Origin of the sequence: Achromobacter sp. ESBL13, assembly GCF_036668755.1 — a bacterium.
Lineage (GTDB): Bacteria > Pseudomonadota > Gammaproteobacteria > Burkholderiales > Burkholderiaceae_B > Achromobacter.
Genome location: NZ_JAZEVT010000008.1, coordinates 56,633 through 69,734 on the forward strand (window position 1 = coordinate 56,633; position 13,102 = coordinate 69,734).

The window sequence follows — 13,102 nt, forward strand, 5'->3', positions numbered from 1 at the left end:
ATGAACAAAGTTGTCATCACCAGCGCCACCGTCGTGGGTAAGTCGCAGCCGCTCAGCGCGCACGACCTGGCGCGCGCCTGCAACGCGGAAGTGGAATGGGTAGCCCAATTGGTCGAGGTCGGCATCGTCAACGCCGATGGCCGCCAGCCCGAGCAATGGTGCTTCTACAGCATGGACTTGCAGCGCGCGCTGCATGCTCGCAAGCTCGAACACGATTTCGGCGCCAGCCTGGACGCCGTGGCCCTCATCCTGGACCTGAGCCAGGAAGTGCGGCGGCTGAAAGCGCAATTGCGCGCCTTGGGCGCGGCGGAGTAATCCGGAATCTGGCGTCTTTCGCCCGTGCGCAAGCCCAGGCAAAATGGTCGGTGTCCCAAGGAGGCCGACCATGCTTACGCTCTACCATGCGCCGCGTTCGCGCTCGTTCCGGGTTCTGTGGCTGCTTGAAGAACTGGGTGTGCCGTACGACACCGAAATGGTGTCCATACGCGGCACCGACAGCGCCGGGCACATGCCCGCCGACTACATCGACATTCATCCGCACCGCAAGGTGCCGGCCCTGGTGCACGACGGTGTGCCCATCTTTGAAACCCCTGCCATCGCGCTGTACCTGACGGACCTGTTCCCCGAAAAAGGGATGGGACCGCGTATCGGCGACGCCAAGCGGGGCCCGTACCTGACCTGGCTGGCGTATTCCACCGGGGTGTTCGAGCCGGCCATGGTCGAGCGCGCATTCAAGCAGCCGCATCATGACGGCGCGCCGGGGTGGGGGTCGGCCGACGAAGTCGAACAGGTTCTGACCCGCGTGTTGCAAGCCCGGCCCTATTTCCTGGGCGACGCGTTTTCGGCCGTGGACATCGTGCTGGGCGGTTCGCTGCAATACATGATGCAGGTGAACGTGATTGCCGAGTCCGACGTGTTCAACGGCTACATCGAACGCCTGGCCGCGCGCCCGGCCATGCACCGGGCCTTGCAGCGCGACGGCGACATCGAAGAGTCCTGAAAGCTCAGCCCGCCGCTTGAATGCGTTGGCGCAGGTCGGCCTGCCATTGGGCGGGGCGGCCCAGGTAGCGAGCGGGTTCCAGCAGCGTGTAAACGCCGCCGACTTCCAGCGCAAACGTGGGGAAGCCGCTGCCGCCTACCCGGGCAAGCAGTTGCCGGCTGGCAGCGATGTGCGCTGCCGTGTCCGCGCCTTGCGACGCACCGTAGGCGGCGTCGAACGCTGCGCCGTCCAACCCGATGTCGCGCGCCAGGGCGGCCAGCACGGCCGGGTCCGCAATGCGGCGGCCCTCTACGTAGTGGGCGTGCTGCAAGCGCTTGAGCAGGTCCAGCCCGCGCCCGTCCAGCTGTTCGGCGGCGAGGATGGCGGTGGTGGGGGGCTCGGAGTCAAACACCGCGCCGCTGTCGCGCAGCAGGCCGTCGAAATAGTCCTTGCCGAAGACCTGGCCGGTCAGGCCGGCGATGCGTTCGTCGTGCGGCATGACATAGCGGCGTAGCGCGTCGGTGACGGGCTGGCGGTTGCCGCCGGCCATCATGCCGCCGCCGTGCGGCGCCACATGCAGGCCGGCGATATCGCGGCCGGCGTCCACCAGCGGCGCGGCGCCGTAGCACCAGCCGCAAAGCGGGTCAAAGATGTAATGCAGGGTGGGGGTCGGGGTAGCCATGGCGTGATGGTAGACGCGGGCTGCCTGCGGAAAAAGCCTGACGTGATCGCCAGAGTGTTGCATCGGCCGTGCAGATTGCCCGCACGGCCGGCAAAGATGTCATCCGGTCAGCCGGTGAACTGCACGCCGATCCAGAACAGGGCGGCCGCCAGTGCCATCGAGGCGGGCAGCGTCAGCACCCAGGCCAGCAGGATGTTGCGCACCGTGTTGCCTTGCAGGCCGCTCTTGTTGGCGATCATGGTGCCGGCCACGCCCGAGGACAGGACGTGAGTGGTCGATACCGGCAGGCTGAACACGTTGGCCAGCCCGATGGCGGCCACCGCCGTCACCTGCGCGGACATGCCCTGCGCGTAGGTCATGCCCTGCTTGCCGATCTTTTCGCCCACCGTCAGCACCACGCGGCGCCAGCCGACCATGGTGCCCGCGCCCAGCGCCAGGGCCACCGCCACGATCACCCAGAAGGGCGCGTATTCGGTGGTGGCGGTCAGGTCGGCGCGCAGGCGTTGCAGGTCGGCGCGTTCGCGGGCCGGCAGCCCTTCGATGCGTGCCACCTTCTTGGCGGTGTCGTCCAGGCAAAGCAGGTAGCGGCGCACGTCGATGCGCTTGTCGGCCGACAGGTCGGCGTAATTGGCGACACCGGCCAGGTCCGTTTGCAGCGCGGCGATGGTCGGCACGGTCAGTTCGGGGTCGCAGCGGAAGTTGCTCGGCAGCTCGGTCGTGCCTGCCGACCGCTTCAGCGCCAGGAAGTCGCCCAGCATGGCTTCGTTGCGCTGGTAGAACACGTTCAGGTGGTTTGCGGCGTCGCGGGTGCGTTCGATCTGGTAGGTGGTGCTGGTCGTATCCAGCACGAAATTGGCCGGCACGATGCCGATCAGCACCAGCATGATCAGCCCGATGCCTTTCTGCCCGTCGTTGGACCCGTGCACAAAGCTCACGCCCATGGCGGACAGCACCAGCACCAGCCGGTTCCAGAACGGCGGGTGCTTTTTGTTGTCGATGGCGCGGCGCTGTTCGGGCGTCTTGTGCATCTTGGACGTGGGTAGCCAGCGCTTGAGCAGCAACAGCAAGCCGCCCGCGACGATGAATCCGGCTATCGGCGAGGCCACCAGCGACATGCCGATGTCGATGGCCTTGCCCCAGTTGACCCCTTCGCCCAGCGGCAGGTCGGTGATCAGGGCGTTGGCCAGGCCCACGCCAAGAATCGAGCCGATCAGCGTGTGCGAGCTGGAAGCGGGGATGCCGAAGTACCAGGTGCCCAGGTTCCAGGCGATGGCGGCGGCCAGCATGGCAAACACCATGACCAGCCCGCGGCCGGTGTCCACGTTGATCAGCAATTCCACGGGCAGCAGGTGCACGATGGCGTAGGCGACGCCCACGCCGCCCAGCAATACGCCCAGGAAATTGAAGATACCGGACAACACGACCGCCAGATGCGGCGGCATGGCCTTGGTGTAGATGACCGTGGCCACGGCGTTCGCCGTGTCGTGGAAACCATTGATGAATTCGAAGGCCAGGACGAATGTCAGGGCCAGCACAAGACTGAGGCCGACCCAGAGATCAAGGCCGTGGAAGAGGTCGAACATGGAGGCGGGGGCGAGGTTCCGGCGTGAGGAGCCGATTATTGCAGATTTGTGACCTGGCCCTGGTTGCGTCGGAAAACCAATTTCGCTTGCCTCGGGGGCGCGCCCTTCAGAATTTCGAGTACTGGAACTCGATCTCCATGGGTTTGCCCAGGTTGGCGGCGGTGTCCGCCTGGATCAGCAGCACGGCGAACACGCCCAGGTATAGCAGGCACAGCCACAGCGTTCTTTTCATTGCGGCATCCCTCCAGGGGGAAAGGTCGGGCAGGGGGCGCGGCGGGCAGGAGTCATGGCCGGAACACCTGGGCAATTTTCTGGTTCACCCGCAGCCAGCCTAGCTCGCCAAGGTGCTGCACATCGCGCAGCATGCCCACTTCGAAGGGGGCGTCGTACATGTCCATGCAGGTCATTGCATACCGCCTGCACAGCGCGCCGACTTCCTTTTGCACCGGCTCGAAGCGGTTCAGGTCCTTGAAGACCATCGGGTGCAGCGGCTGCATGACGAACAGCGCATTTACACCATGCTGGTGCAGCAGCGCCATCAGGGCGGTCAGCTCGCGCAGTTCCTCGCGGCCCGTCAGGGGCTGCGGCAGGTACGCGGTTTTGCCGCCCTCGGGAATGGTCCGCAGGTATTTGTTGAAGAAGTCATCCCGCACCGCGTAGCGGTTGCCCGTCATCAGGTCCTGCTCGGCGCGTTGCGCCTGTTCGGCCAGCGCGTCCCAGTCCACCACGCGGGCGGCCGCCGCGGGCCCCTCGCGCTCGCGTTCGCTTTCCGGGGCGGGGGCGGCATGGGCCGGCGTCCACAGATCGACCAGGCGTTGCCGGAAAACATAGGCTTGCTCGGTCATCATCGACCAGGCTACGCCCGCGTCACCTTTGTCACGCAGCCAGCGCGCCAGTTCGGCGCGGCCTTCGGGCTGCTTGAGCAGCCGGGGCAGCAGCGGGTTGGCGTGTTCCTTGAATTCGTCGGCGCCCAGCCCGCCGTCGCCGTCGAACCATCCGGGTGACAACATCACCACCACCCGCGAGGCGGGCGACAAGTCATCCGCCAGCGCGGCCAGCACCAATTGCATTCCCAAGGACTGGAAGCCCGAATGGCCATAGGCCAGCACCGGCATTTGCAGCTCGTCGGCCAGATAGCGGTAGGGCACAAAGCGCAGGTCGTTGCTGGTCAGTTCGGAAGACCCCAGGATCACCAGCCGGTCGCCGGTGCGCAAGGCCTGGCTTAAGCGGGACAGGTTGCGCGTCTGTTCTTGCAGCGTGTTGCCCAGGTTGGGGATGTAGATACCGGGCGCGGCGGCGGGCACGGTTTCCGTCTTCAATGCCAGCGTGTGCCAGGCGAGCCAACCCGCGGCGGCCGCGGCCGTCAGGGCCAGCACGGCGGCCAGCGCGTGCTGCCGTAAAGTGCGTGTGAACATGGAAGACCACTGGCGCGACCGGCCAGCCAGGAAAGTATTTTGTTAGCGGATGTTATCCACCCACTATGACGGGAACAAGCGCGCGAAACCGGGGTCACGGACGATTCGCTTTTTTGCCACACGTCCGCAAGGCGGGTTGGCGGGGGCTGGACGCCTTTCTCCTGGGAAAGAATGCGATAGCATCGTCATCGCGGCCGTCTCGTGGATTTCCATGATTGACCGCCGCGCCGCCCCGCTCATCGCCGGGCGCATCCTTTTCCTTGTCGCTTTCAACCCTCGCCACCGCCTATGACCACGCCCACCCGAATCGCCCGCCGCCATCCCGACGACCTGATCATCGGCCTGGTGTCCGTCTCTGACCGCGCCGCCACCGGCGTTTATCAGGATCAGGGGCTGCCCGCCTTGCGCGAATGGCTGGGGTCGGCGCTGGTGTCGCCGTGGCAGGCGGTGGACCGTCTGATTCCCGACGAGCCCGCGCGTATTTCGGAAACGCTGATTGAATTGGTGGACATCTGCGGCTGCGACCTGGTGCTGACCACGGGCGGGACCGGCCCCGCCCGCCGGGACGTGACCCCCGAGGCCACGCTGGCCGTGGGCACCAAGGAAATGCCGGGCTTTGGCGAACAGATGCGCCAGATCAGCCTGCGCTTCGTGCCCACCGCCATCCTGTCGCGCCAGGTGGCCGTCATCCGCGAAACGCCGTCGCACGCCGCGCTGATCGTGAACTTGCCGGGCCAACCGAAGTCCATCCGTGAAACGCTGGAAGGCTTGAAGGGCGATGACGGCACGGTGATCGCAGCCGGCATCTTCGCCGCCATCCCCTATTGCATCGACCTGATCGGCGGGCCGTACGCCGAAACCCGCCCCGAGATCATCGACGCCTTCCGCCCCAAATCAGCCCGCCGCGCCCCGCGGCCCTGACCGGCTGCTGCGTTATAGTTTTGGCCGCTCCGTCCACTTATTTGCCTAAAGAGTCCGACTGTTATGAAGGTTCGCATCGCCCTGTCCCTCGCCGTCCTGACCGCCTTGTCAGCCTGCGCCAATGTGCAAGACGTGCGCAAGCGCGATCCCGTTTTTTACGGGGCCACCCAGCGCACGGCCGACGACTACACGACGTGCGTGGCTGACGCCTGGAAGAACATGGGCGTCAACTTCAAGCGCCAGGAGATCCGCAACGGGTTTGAACTGGTCCAGGAAGACAGCCTGGGTGTCGAAGCCGTGCTCAGCACCACCACCTGGAAGGGCAAGACCGAAGCGCGCCTGTCCACGCGCATTGCCCGCCGCGATCAAAGCATCATCGAACCGGCCAACCTGTGCCTGTAAGCCCGCTGACCCTGCGCCGCGACGTTCTGCGCCTGGGCCTGGCGATGGCGGCCATGGCTTGCGGCCTGCCGGCGCGCGCCGCCACGCAGCAAGGCTTTATTTCGCGCAAGCTGAACGCACCCGTGCCTGGCGGCGTCGCCATCCTGCCGCTGGGCGATGCCGACCGCGCGCCCGAGGTCACGTTCCTGGACCGGCGCGTGATGGTGGTGCGCGAAGAAGGCAAGCAGTGGATCGCCGTGCTTGGCATCCCGCTTAGCGTGAAGCCGGGCGAGCAGCAGGCCGTGGTGCGCGACGCCAAGGGCGAACGCAAGATCTCGTTCTCGGTGGGCGCCAAGGAATACGTGGCGCAGCACATCACCTTGAAAAACCCGCGTCAGGTCGACCCCAACCCGGACGACATGAAGCGCATCGAACGCGAAATGGCCGAGCAAAGCGCGGCCAACCGCAGCTACCGTGCCGGCGTCACGCCCAGCAACCTGTTGCTGGACCGCCCGGTAAGCGGTGGCCGCCTGTCCAGCCCGTTCGGGCTGCGCCGCTTTTTCAACGGGCAGGAACGCAACCCGCATTCGGGCCTGGACTTTGCCGTGCCCGCGGGTACGCCGATCAAGTCGCCGGCGGCGGGTGTGGTGGTGTTGGTGGGGGATTACTTCTTCAACGGCAAGACGGTGTTCGTGGACCATGGCCAGGGCTTCATCAGCATGTTCTGCCATATGTCGGCCATTGACGTGAAGGTGGGCGATGAGCTGCCGCGTGGCGGCGTGGTGGGCAAGGTGGGCGCCACTGGACGGGCAACCGGGCCGCACCTGCACTGGAATGTCAGCCTGAACGATGCGCGGGTCGATCCCGCCATTTTCATCGGGGCGTTCAAACCCTGATGCACGGCCGGGCGTGGGTGCCCGGCCATTGCTTCACGCCGTGGCGGCCTGCTGGGCAATCTTGTTGAGCACGAACTGGTGCATGCGCTCGGCATATTCCATCTGCTGGCGCACATGAAGCTGCTCGGCTTCCTGTTCGTCCAGGCAGTTGTCGTACTTGATCTTGGCTTCGGCGTAGGTCAGGCCGGTGTTGCGCAGGCTGTTGATGAACGCCTCGCGCGATTGATGCAGCAGGCGCAGCCCTTCCTCCCCTTTGGCGAATTTTCTTCGCGTCAGGGAAAGCTGGTCAGCAGCGGCTTGCAATTCTTCTGTGAAATCCATCTTGCTTCATGCGTATCCCGCCAGACATTGCGCCTGACCGGGTTGCCATTTTTTCACGAACGGACGTTCCACGCATTACGGCATGTCGCGGTTTGGCCTTAAGGCCGATAAGGCCCGGGACCGATGCAACATAAAGACAGGGAGCCGGCCTTGTGGCCGGCCCTGAGGTCCTGACTTAACGGCGGTATTGCTGGGGACGGTGCGGCGCGGGTGCGCGCTCGTCTTTGTGACGGAAGTTGATGCGGCCCTTGGTCAGGTCATACGGCGACATTTCCAGGGTGACGCGGTCGCCCGCCAGGATGCGGATGCGGTGCTTGCGGATACGGCCGGAGGCGTAAGCGCCAACTTCGATGCCGTTGTCCAGTTTGACGCGGTAGCGGCTATCGGGCAGCACTTCGTCAACAATGCCATCCAATTCGATGAGTTCTTCTTTAGCCATTCTCTACTCCTTGATCAATACGCGCAGCCAGGCCGGCGGCATGACGCGCCGCACGAAGCGGCAAGCGCGTTGGACACAGATAACCAGGTCCAGCGGTTGAACGTAAAACGTTCGGGCAAGCGCGGGTAAGGGCCACGGCATCCCGGGTGGATGTCTGAAATGACGGATACTCGCGCAGCGTGGGCAATGTGCGCGCACGGCGCGGCTTTGTCGCGATACCGTGCAATTGCATGGCACCGGAAGAAGCGGGTTGGAACTTTTGCTGCGTGCCTTGCGGCGCAGAGGACTGCGGCGCGTGGGACAGTCGTGACGTCGCCGACAGTAGGAAGGTCGCCCGGCAAGGTTCAACCAAACCGGGGGCAGCCTGGGTATCTTGGGGGGTGACCCGAAGGAGTACAGGTTGGCACGCAGAGTGACCGAAGCCCGGTTTTTGCGGAAAAATCACGGACTTATGTTACTGCAAAGCGCGCCGATTAGCCAGTATTTATCTGCGGCAAAGCCGCGATAGTTGCTGCCGGGCGACTTCGAGGCTTCCCCGGAGCAGGCGTCTGCGCCGCGCGGTGTTCCTTGTTCGCGGTCTTTCTCATTTATGGGGGCAAATCCCGCCGCTTCAATGCCTATGTGACATTTTGAGCCTGCGCGTCGGGCTCGGGCACGCCAGGGAAATCGTCCGGATACTGCGGCAGGTGGTCGGTAATGTCGAACCATGGCGCCTTGCTGACCACGTGGCAGTGCGCGGCGGGCTTGACGCCCGGGTCGTCGTCCAGCGCGCCCAGCGGCAGGCCATAAGTGTCGGGCGTCTGGTCAAAGCGGGTCAACAGGGGCGTGCCGCAGGCTTCGCAAAAGCCGCGGTAATTGCCGGGTGACGAGGCATACCAGGTGACATGGTTTTCGCCCTTGGTCCATGTGAAATCAGACACTTGCACCGAGGCGCGGCTGCGGAAAGCCGCGCCGTGCGACTTGCGGCACATGACACAGTGGCAATTCAGGGCGTTGGTAAGAGGGCCGTTGATCTCGTAAGCCACGCGGCCGCACAGGCAGGAACCGGTAATCATGATGAGCGCCAAGCGAGTGGGGAATTTCTTGAATATACCCGCGCCGTCCTTGGCCGCAAGCCGTCGACGGCGGCGATTGTGACGGATCTCTTTCAGTGCGTTGCTGACCCCGGTTTTTATCCCGCCCGAATTGTCCGCCGGGTCATCGCGCTGTCATGCCGCGAAAACAGAATGCGCCCATGACCACAGACAAGGGGATCCAGCGATGACGGTCGCCATTGAAGTACAGGGCTTGAGCAAGACTTTCCATGCCGGGGCCAAGGCGCTGGACAACGTCAGCCTGCAAGTGGCCGACGGCGAAATGGTGGCGCTGCTGGGCGCGTCCGGTTCGGGCAAGTCCACCTTGCTGCGCCATCTGGCCGGCTTTGTGGCCGGGGATGCGGGCCAGGGCAGCGTGACCGTCAATGGCCAGCTCATTCAGCAGCATGGCCGGCTAAGCCGCAACGTGCGCGCCGCGCGCGCCGGCATCGGCTTTGTGTTCCAGCAGTTCAACCTGGTGGGCCGGCTGCCGGTGATCACCAATGTGTTGACCGGGATGTTGCCGCGCGTGCCGCTGTGGCGCAGCCTGACCCGCTGGTTCCTGCGCGCCGAAGTGCGTCAGGGCCTGGAAGCGCTTGCCCAGGTTGGTATAGACGACTACGCATTTCAGCGCGCCTCGACGCTGTCCGGCGGGCAGCAGCAGCGCGCCGCCATTGCCCGCACGCTGGTGCAGAACGCGCGCGTCATCCTGGCCGACGAGCCCATCGCATCGCTGGACCCCGAATCGTCGCGCCGCGTGATGGACACGCTGGCGCACATCAACCGCACGCGCAAGGTGGCGGTGGTGGTGTCGCTGCATCAGGTGGATGTGGCGCTGCGCTACTGCCCGCGCGTGGTGGCGTTGCGCCACGGCAAGGTGGTGTACGACGGCCGCGCCGCCGACCTCACCCCTGAAATGCTGCGCGACCTGTACGGCTCCGAACTGTCCGAGCTGCTTCCCGAATACACGCAGCAGGCGCCCGCCATGCCGGCGTTGGCGCCGCTGTCGGCGTTGGCGCACGCCGCCTGACTTGATCCTTGATTGCACCGCCGCGACCCCGCGGCCTATTCACCGAATCCATCCCGGAGTCATCCATGCTACGCAGAACCTTCTTTACCCTGGTCGCCGCCGCCGCGCTGTCCACCCAGGCCGTTGCGCAAGACGCCAAGACCTTGAACTTCGGGATCATTTCAACCGAATCGTCGACCAACCTGAAGTCGGTCTGGCAGCCCGTCATCGACGACCTGAGCCGCGCCATCGGCGTGCCGGTCAAACCCTTTTTCGCCTCGGACTACGCGGGCATCATCGAAGGCATGCGCTTTAACAAGGTGCAGATGGGGTGGTTCGGCAACAAGTCGGCCATTGAAGCCGTGGACCGCGCCAAGGGCGAAGTGTTCGCGTCGGTGATCGACAAGGACGGCAACCCCGGCTATTGGTCGCTGCTGATCGTCAACAAGGACAGCAACCTGAAGACGCTGGACGACGTGCTGAAAAACGGCGGCAAGCTCAGCTACGGCGCGGGCGACCCCAACTCCACGTCGGGCACCGCCGTGCCCGGCTACTACCTGTGGGCCGCCAACAAGATCGAACCCAAGACCTTCTTCAAGACGGTGCGCGCCAGCAACCACGAAACCAATCTGCTGTCGGTCATCAACAAGCAGGTGGATGTAGCCGTCAACAACACCGAAGCGCTGGAGCGCTATCGCCTCAGCACGGGCAAGGACGCCAACGACAGCGTGCGCGTGCTGTGGAAGTCGCCGTTGATCCCGGCCGATCCGCTGGTCATGCGTTCGGACCTGCCGGCCGACCTGAAGGGCCGCATCCGCGACTTCTTCGTCAACTATGGCAAGGGGCAGGACGCGCAGCGTGAATTGGCCAACCTGAAAGCGTTGACCTATCAGGGCTTTCGCGCGTCGGATAACCAGCAGCTCGTGCCCATCCGCCAGATCGAATTGGCGCGTGAAAAAGCCAAGGTGGAAGCGGACAGCACGCTGGGTCAGGCCGACAAGCAAAAGCAGCTGGCCGACCTGGACGGCAAGCTGGCCGCGCTGGGCCAACCCGCCGTCGCCAAGCAATAACTTTCCTGATCGCCATCCTTCGGACCGCCATGAGCCTAGCCACCCATTCCCCCCGCCTGCCCACCGCGCCGCGCTCATCGCTGCCGGTCTTGCTGGTCTGGGCCTTCGTTCTTGCATTGTTGGTGATGTCGTGGGGCGGCGCGGACATGCGGCCGATGGACCTGTTGCGCGATTCGGGCAACATGGCCCAATTTGCCGCCGACTTTTTCCCGCCGAATTTCCGCGACTGGCGCATGTACCTGGACGAGATGATCGTCACCGTGCAGATCGCGGTGTGGGGCACCTTCCTGGCCATCGTCGTGGCCGTGCCGCTGGGGCTGCTGTGCTCCTCGAACATGGTGCCGGCGTGGGTCTACCAGCCCATGCGGCGCCTGATGGATGCGTGCCGCGCCATCAATGAAATGGTGTTCGCGATGCTGTTCATCGTGGCGGTGGGCCTGGGGCCGTTCGCGGGCGTGCTGGCCTTGTGGGTGCACACTACGGGCGTGCTGGCCAAGCTGTTCTCGGAAGCCGTTGAAGCCATCGACCCGCGTCCGGTCGAAGGCGTGCGCGCCACCGGGGCCAACGCGTTGGAAGAAATCGTGTACGGCGTGATCCCGCAAGTGCTGCCGCTGTGGATCTCGTATTCGCTGTACCGCTTTGAATCCAACGTGCGCTCGGCCTCGGTGGTGGGCATCGTCGGCGCCGGCGGCATCGGCACCGTGCTGTGGGAAATTATCCGCAGCTTTCGCTACGCCGAAACCTGCGCGGTGATGATCATCATCGTGGCCTTCGTGGTGGCCATCGACATGCTGTCCTCGCGGATCCGGCGCGCGCTGATCTAGTCGGCGCGGCGTAGCGCCAGCAGGGCGGGCAGGGCCAACAGGCCCGCCAGCCGGGCGTGGTCGACATCCGCGTCCGACACCTTGGGGCGGGGCATCAGGAAGTTGACGGTGCCCAGGCAGATTCCGTCATACGACACCGGCACGTTGATGACCGATTGCAGGCCCAGTTCGCGGATGGCGTTGTGGTCGTTGAAGAATTCGCGGATGGCGGCTTCGCCTTCGCCCACGAATACGCGCTGGTCCAGCAGCACGTGCTGGCCCCACGGCGTGCCGCGCTTGTCCTTGCTGCCGCCCGGTGGATACGCGTCGGGGTTCGAGCTGTACAAGCGCACCACGCGCATGGTGTCGGCGTCAAAGCGGTTGACGGTGCACAAGGCATGTTCAAGCCGGCCATGAGCGTAGGCGTCGATGGCCCGCAAGGCCGCCGTCGCATCGGCGGCGGCGTAGGCTTGCACGATGGCCGACACGCCGGCGGCGGCCGGCGTCACGGAAGTCGGCGTGGCGCTCATTCCGCCGTGATCCCCAGTTCCTTGATCAGCTTGCCGTACTTGTCGGCATCGCGCGCCAGGATCTGGCCGAACTGCTCGGGCGTGGTTTCCGTCAGCAGCACGCCCATGTCGCCCATCTTCTTGATGACGTCGGGGCGCTTCAGGATCAGGTTGATCTCGCGGTTCAGGCGGGCGGTCAGCTCCGGCGGCATGCCGGCGGGACCGAACGCGCCGTACCACACCGACAGCTCATAGCCCGGCAGCGTTTCGGCCACGGTCGGTGCATCGGGCAACAGCGGCGAACGGTTCTCTTCGGTCACGGCCAACAGCTTCAGCTTGCCCGACTGCACGTGCGGCAGGGTTTGCGTGCCGGCGCTGAACAGCACCTGCGTACGACCGGCCACCGTGTCCAGCACCGCGGGCGCGCCGCCACGGTAGGGGATGTGCATCATTTTCACGCCGGCCGCTTTTTCGAACAGCGCGGCGCTCAGGTGGTTGGTCGACCCTTGGCCGGCCGATGCGTACGCCACGGCGTCCGGGCGGTCTTTCACGTAGGCGATGAACTCTTTCACGTTGTTGGCGGGCACCGACGGGTGTACCACCATCGTGTTCGTCACCAGCGCCAGTTCGGCGATGGGCGTGAAGTCCTTGACGCCGTCGAACGGCATGTTGGAATACAGCGCCTGGTTCATCGTGTGCGTGCTCATCGAGCCCACCAGCAGCGTGTAGCCGTCCGGCTTGGCGCGCGCCACGAAGGTGGTGCCGATGTTGCCCGACGCGCCCGACCGGTTTTCCACGATGACCGGTTGGCCCAGCGATTGCGTCAGCCCTTCGGACAAGACGCGCGCCAGGATGTCGGTGGAGCCACCCGCCGCCCATGGCACGATCAGCGTGATCGGCTTTTCAGGCCAGGCGGCCTGGGACAAGGCGGGCGTGGCCAGGGCCAAGCCCAGCGCGCACACGCGCAACAGTCGTTGGAAATTCAGTTTCATGGTGATTACCCCTGTGTAAGTGCCGGTCT

The 13,102-nt window shown here is 65.0% G+C and carries 17 protein-coding genes; 8 read left to right on the top strand and 9 right to left on the bottom strand.

The features are described from left to right. Together V6F88_RS25570 and V6F88_RS25575 are read left to right on the top strand one after the other, a co-directional pair. Positions 1 to 315: a chaperone modulator CbpM gene (locus V6F88_RS25570; RefSeq protein ID WP_046804377.1), complete on the top strand. Its 315-nt coding sequence runs from the start codon at positions 1 to 3 to the stop codon at positions 313 to 315. Positions 316 to 385: 70 nt separating this feature from the next. Continuing rightward, the gene (locus V6F88_RS25575; RefSeq protein WP_332613106.1) at positions 386 to 1,000 is read left to right on the top strand and encodes a glutathione S-transferase family protein; all 615 of its coding nucleotides are present in this window, start codon (positions 386 to 388) and stop codon (positions 998 to 1,000) included. A gap of 4 nt (positions 1,001 to 1,004) precedes the next feature. On the opposite strand, the gene V6F88_RS25580 is transcribed toward V6F88_RS25575, so the two are convergent. The 4 genes from V6F88_RS25580 to V6F88_RS25595 all read right to left on the bottom strand — a co-directional run bounded on the left by V6F88_RS25580 (position 1,005) and on the right by V6F88_RS25595 (position 4,659). After that, positions 1,005 to 1,661 carry a DsbA family protein gene (locus V6F88_RS25580; protein ID WP_332613108.1) on the bottom strand — a complete coding sequence of 219 codons (657 nt, stop codon included), beginning with the start codon at positions 1,659 to 1,661 and terminating at the stop codon, positions 1,005 to 1,007. 107 nt (positions 1,662 to 1,768) lie between these two features. Further along, entirely contained in the window at positions 1,769 to 3,244 is a 1,476-nt protein-coding gene (locus tag V6F88_RS25585; RefSeq protein WP_332613110.1) for an inorganic phosphate transporter, read from the bottom strand. Between the two features lie 106 nt (positions 3,245 to 3,350). Continuing rightward, complete coding sequence (locus V6F88_RS25590) at positions 3,351 to 3,476, bottom strand: hypothetical protein (RefSeq protein WP_332613112.1); 126 nt, start codon at positions 3,474 to 3,476, stop codon at positions 3,351 to 3,353. 52 nt (positions 3,477 to 3,528) lie between these two features. Then, positions 3,529 to 4,659 (bottom strand): D-alanyl-lipoteichoic acid biosynthesis protein DltD, encoded by a 1,131-nt coding sequence (locus tag V6F88_RS25595; RefSeq protein WP_332613113.1) that lies wholly within the window; start codon positions 4,657 to 4,659, stop codon positions 3,529 to 3,531. 288 nt (positions 4,660 to 4,947) lie between these two features. On the opposite strand from V6F88_RS25595, the gene mog reads away from it, so the two are divergent. The 3 genes from mog to V6F88_RS25610 all read left to right on the top strand — a co-directional run bounded on the left by mog (position 4,948) and on the right by V6F88_RS25610 (position 6,857). Continuing rightward, a complete protein-coding gene (mog, locus tag V6F88_RS25600) occupies positions 4,948 to 5,580 on the top strand; it encodes a molybdopterin adenylyltransferase (RefSeq protein ID WP_332613114.1) in 633 nt (210 codons plus the stop codon). Positions 5,581 to 5,643: 63 nt separating this feature from the next. Then, positions 5,644 to 5,982, top strand: a complete 339-nt coding sequence (locus tag V6F88_RS25605) for a hypothetical protein (protein WP_046804382.1) — start codon at positions 5,644 to 5,646, stop codon at positions 5,980 to 5,982. 44 nt (positions 5,983 to 6,026) lie between these two features. Next, the gene (locus V6F88_RS25610; protein WP_332613328.1) at positions 6,027 to 6,857 is read left to right on the top strand and encodes a peptidoglycan DD-metalloendopeptidase family protein; all 831 of its coding nucleotides are present in this window, start codon (positions 6,027 to 6,029) and stop codon (positions 6,855 to 6,857) included. A gap of 33 nt (positions 6,858 to 6,890) precedes the next feature. Here V6F88_RS25610 and V6F88_RS25615 read toward each other — a convergent pair whose 3' ends face one another. The 3 genes from V6F88_RS25615 to V6F88_RS25625 form a co-directional block, all read right to left on the bottom strand. Then, positions 6,891 to 7,178, bottom strand: coding sequence for a hypothetical protein (locus V6F88_RS25615; protein WP_314359826.1), 288 nt, complete (start codon positions 7,176 to 7,178; stop codon positions 6,891 to 6,893). Between the two features lie 175 nt (positions 7,179 to 7,353). Next, positions 7,354 to 7,617: a translation initiation factor IF-1 gene (infA, locus tag V6F88_RS25620; RefSeq protein WP_006221179.1), complete on the bottom strand. Its 264-nt coding sequence runs from the start codon at positions 7,615 to 7,617 to the stop codon at positions 7,354 to 7,356. A 617-nt stretch (positions 7,618 to 8,234) separates the two neighbouring features. Then, entirely contained in the window at positions 8,235 to 8,672 is a 438-nt protein-coding gene (locus V6F88_RS25625; protein ID WP_332613118.1) for a GFA family protein, read from the bottom strand. A 205-nt stretch (positions 8,673 to 8,877) separates the two neighbouring features. Between V6F88_RS25625 and phnC the strand changes: the two genes are divergently transcribed. The 3 genes from phnC (at position 8,878) to phnE (ending at position 11,593) form a co-directional block, all read left to right on the top strand. Further along, positions 8,878 to 9,720, top strand: coding sequence for a phosphonate ABC transporter ATP-binding protein (gene phnC, locus V6F88_RS25630; protein WP_332613119.1), 843 nt, complete (start codon positions 8,878 to 8,880; stop codon positions 9,718 to 9,720). A 65-nt stretch (positions 9,721 to 9,785) separates the two neighbouring features. Further along, the gene (gene phnD / locus V6F88_RS25635) at positions 9,786 to 10,769 is read left to right on the top strand and encodes a phosphonate ABC transporter substrate-binding protein (RefSeq protein WP_332613120.1); all 984 of its coding nucleotides are present in this window, start codon (positions 9,786 to 9,788) and stop codon (positions 10,767 to 10,769) included. A 29-nt stretch (positions 10,770 to 10,798) separates the two neighbouring features. After that, positions 10,799 to 11,593, top strand: coding sequence for a phosphonate ABC transporter, permease protein PhnE (phnE, locus tag V6F88_RS25640; protein ID WP_046804387.1), 795 nt, complete (start codon positions 10,799 to 10,801; stop codon positions 11,591 to 11,593). Here the strand turns inward: phnE and V6F88_RS25645 are convergent. Next, positions 11,590 to 12,102, bottom strand: a complete 513-nt coding sequence (locus tag V6F88_RS25645; RefSeq protein WP_332613121.1) for a GAF domain-containing protein — start codon at positions 12,100 to 12,102, stop codon at positions 11,590 to 11,592. The genes phnE and V6F88_RS25645 overlap by 4 nt on opposite strands. Then, positions 12,099 to 13,073 (bottom strand): Bug family tripartite tricarboxylate transporter substrate binding protein, encoded by a 975-nt coding sequence (locus V6F88_RS25650; protein ID WP_332613122.1) that lies wholly within the window; start codon positions 13,071 to 13,073, stop codon positions 12,099 to 12,101. The genes V6F88_RS25645 and V6F88_RS25650 overlap by 4 nt, the downstream gene beginning before the upstream one ends. Between the last annotated feature and the right edge of the window lie 29 nt (positions 13,074 to 13,102).

Excerpts from the sequence above, each read along its gene's own strand:
- V6F88_RS25570 (WP_046804377.1), top strand. The coding sequence starts at position 1 with ATGAACAAAGTTGTCATCACCAGCGCCACCGTCGTGGGTAAGTCGCAG.
- V6F88_RS25575 (WP_332613106.1), top strand. The coding sequence starts at position 386 with ATGCTTACGCTCTACCATGCGCCGCGTTCGCGCTCGTTCCGGGTTCTG.
- V6F88_RS25580 (WP_332613108.1), bottom strand. The coding sequence starts at position 1,661 with ATGGCTACCCCGACCCCCACCCTGCATTACATCTTTGACCCGCTTTGC.
- V6F88_RS25585 (WP_332613110.1), bottom strand. The coding sequence starts at position 3,244 with ATGTTCGACCTCTTCCACGGCCTTGATCTCTGGGTCGGCCTCAGTCTT.
- V6F88_RS25590 (WP_332613112.1), bottom strand. The coding sequence starts at position 3,476 with ATGAAAAGAACGCTGTGGCTGTGCCTGCTATACCTGGGCGTGTTCGCC.
- V6F88_RS25595 (WP_332613113.1), bottom strand. The coding sequence starts at position 4,659 with ATGTTCACACGCACTTTACGGCAGCACGCGCTGGCCGCCGTGCTGGCC.
- mog (WP_332613114.1), top strand. The coding sequence starts at position 4,948 with ATGACCACGCCCACCCGAATCGCCCGCCGCCATCCCGACGACCTGATC.
- V6F88_RS25605 (WP_046804382.1), top strand. The coding sequence starts at position 5,644 with ATGAAGGTTCGCATCGCCCTGTCCCTCGCCGTCCTGACCGCCTTGTCA.
- V6F88_RS25610 (WP_332613328.1), top strand. The coding sequence starts at position 6,027 with ATGGCGGCCATGGCTTGCGGCCTGCCGGCGCGCGCCGCCACGCAGCAA.
- V6F88_RS25615 (WP_314359826.1), bottom strand. The coding sequence starts at position 7,178 with ATGGATTTCACAGAAGAATTGCAAGCCGCTGCTGACCAGCTTTCCCTG.
- infA (WP_006221179.1), bottom strand. The coding sequence starts at position 7,617 with ATGGCTAAAGAAGAACTCATCGAATTGGATGGCATTGTTGACGAAGTG.
- V6F88_RS25625 (WP_332613118.1), bottom strand. The coding sequence starts at position 8,672 with ATGATTACCGGTTCCTGCCTGTGCGGCCGCGTGGCTTACGAGATCAAC.
- phnC (WP_332613119.1), top strand. The coding sequence starts at position 8,878 with ATGACGGTCGCCATTGAAGTACAGGGCTTGAGCAAGACTTTCCATGCC.
- phnD (WP_332613120.1), top strand. The coding sequence starts at position 9,786 with ATGCTACGCAGAACCTTCTTTACCCTGGTCGCCGCCGCCGCGCTGTCC.
- phnE (WP_046804387.1), top strand. The coding sequence starts at position 10,799 with ATGAGCCTAGCCACCCATTCCCCCCGCCTGCCCACCGCGCCGCGCTCA.
- V6F88_RS25645 (WP_332613121.1), bottom strand. The coding sequence starts at position 12,102 with ATGAGCGCCACGCCGACTTCCGTGACGCCGGCCGCCGCCGGCGTGTCG.
- V6F88_RS25650 (WP_332613122.1), bottom strand. The coding sequence starts at position 13,073 with ATGAAACTGAATTTCCAACGACTGTTGCGCGTGTGCGCGCTGGGCTTG.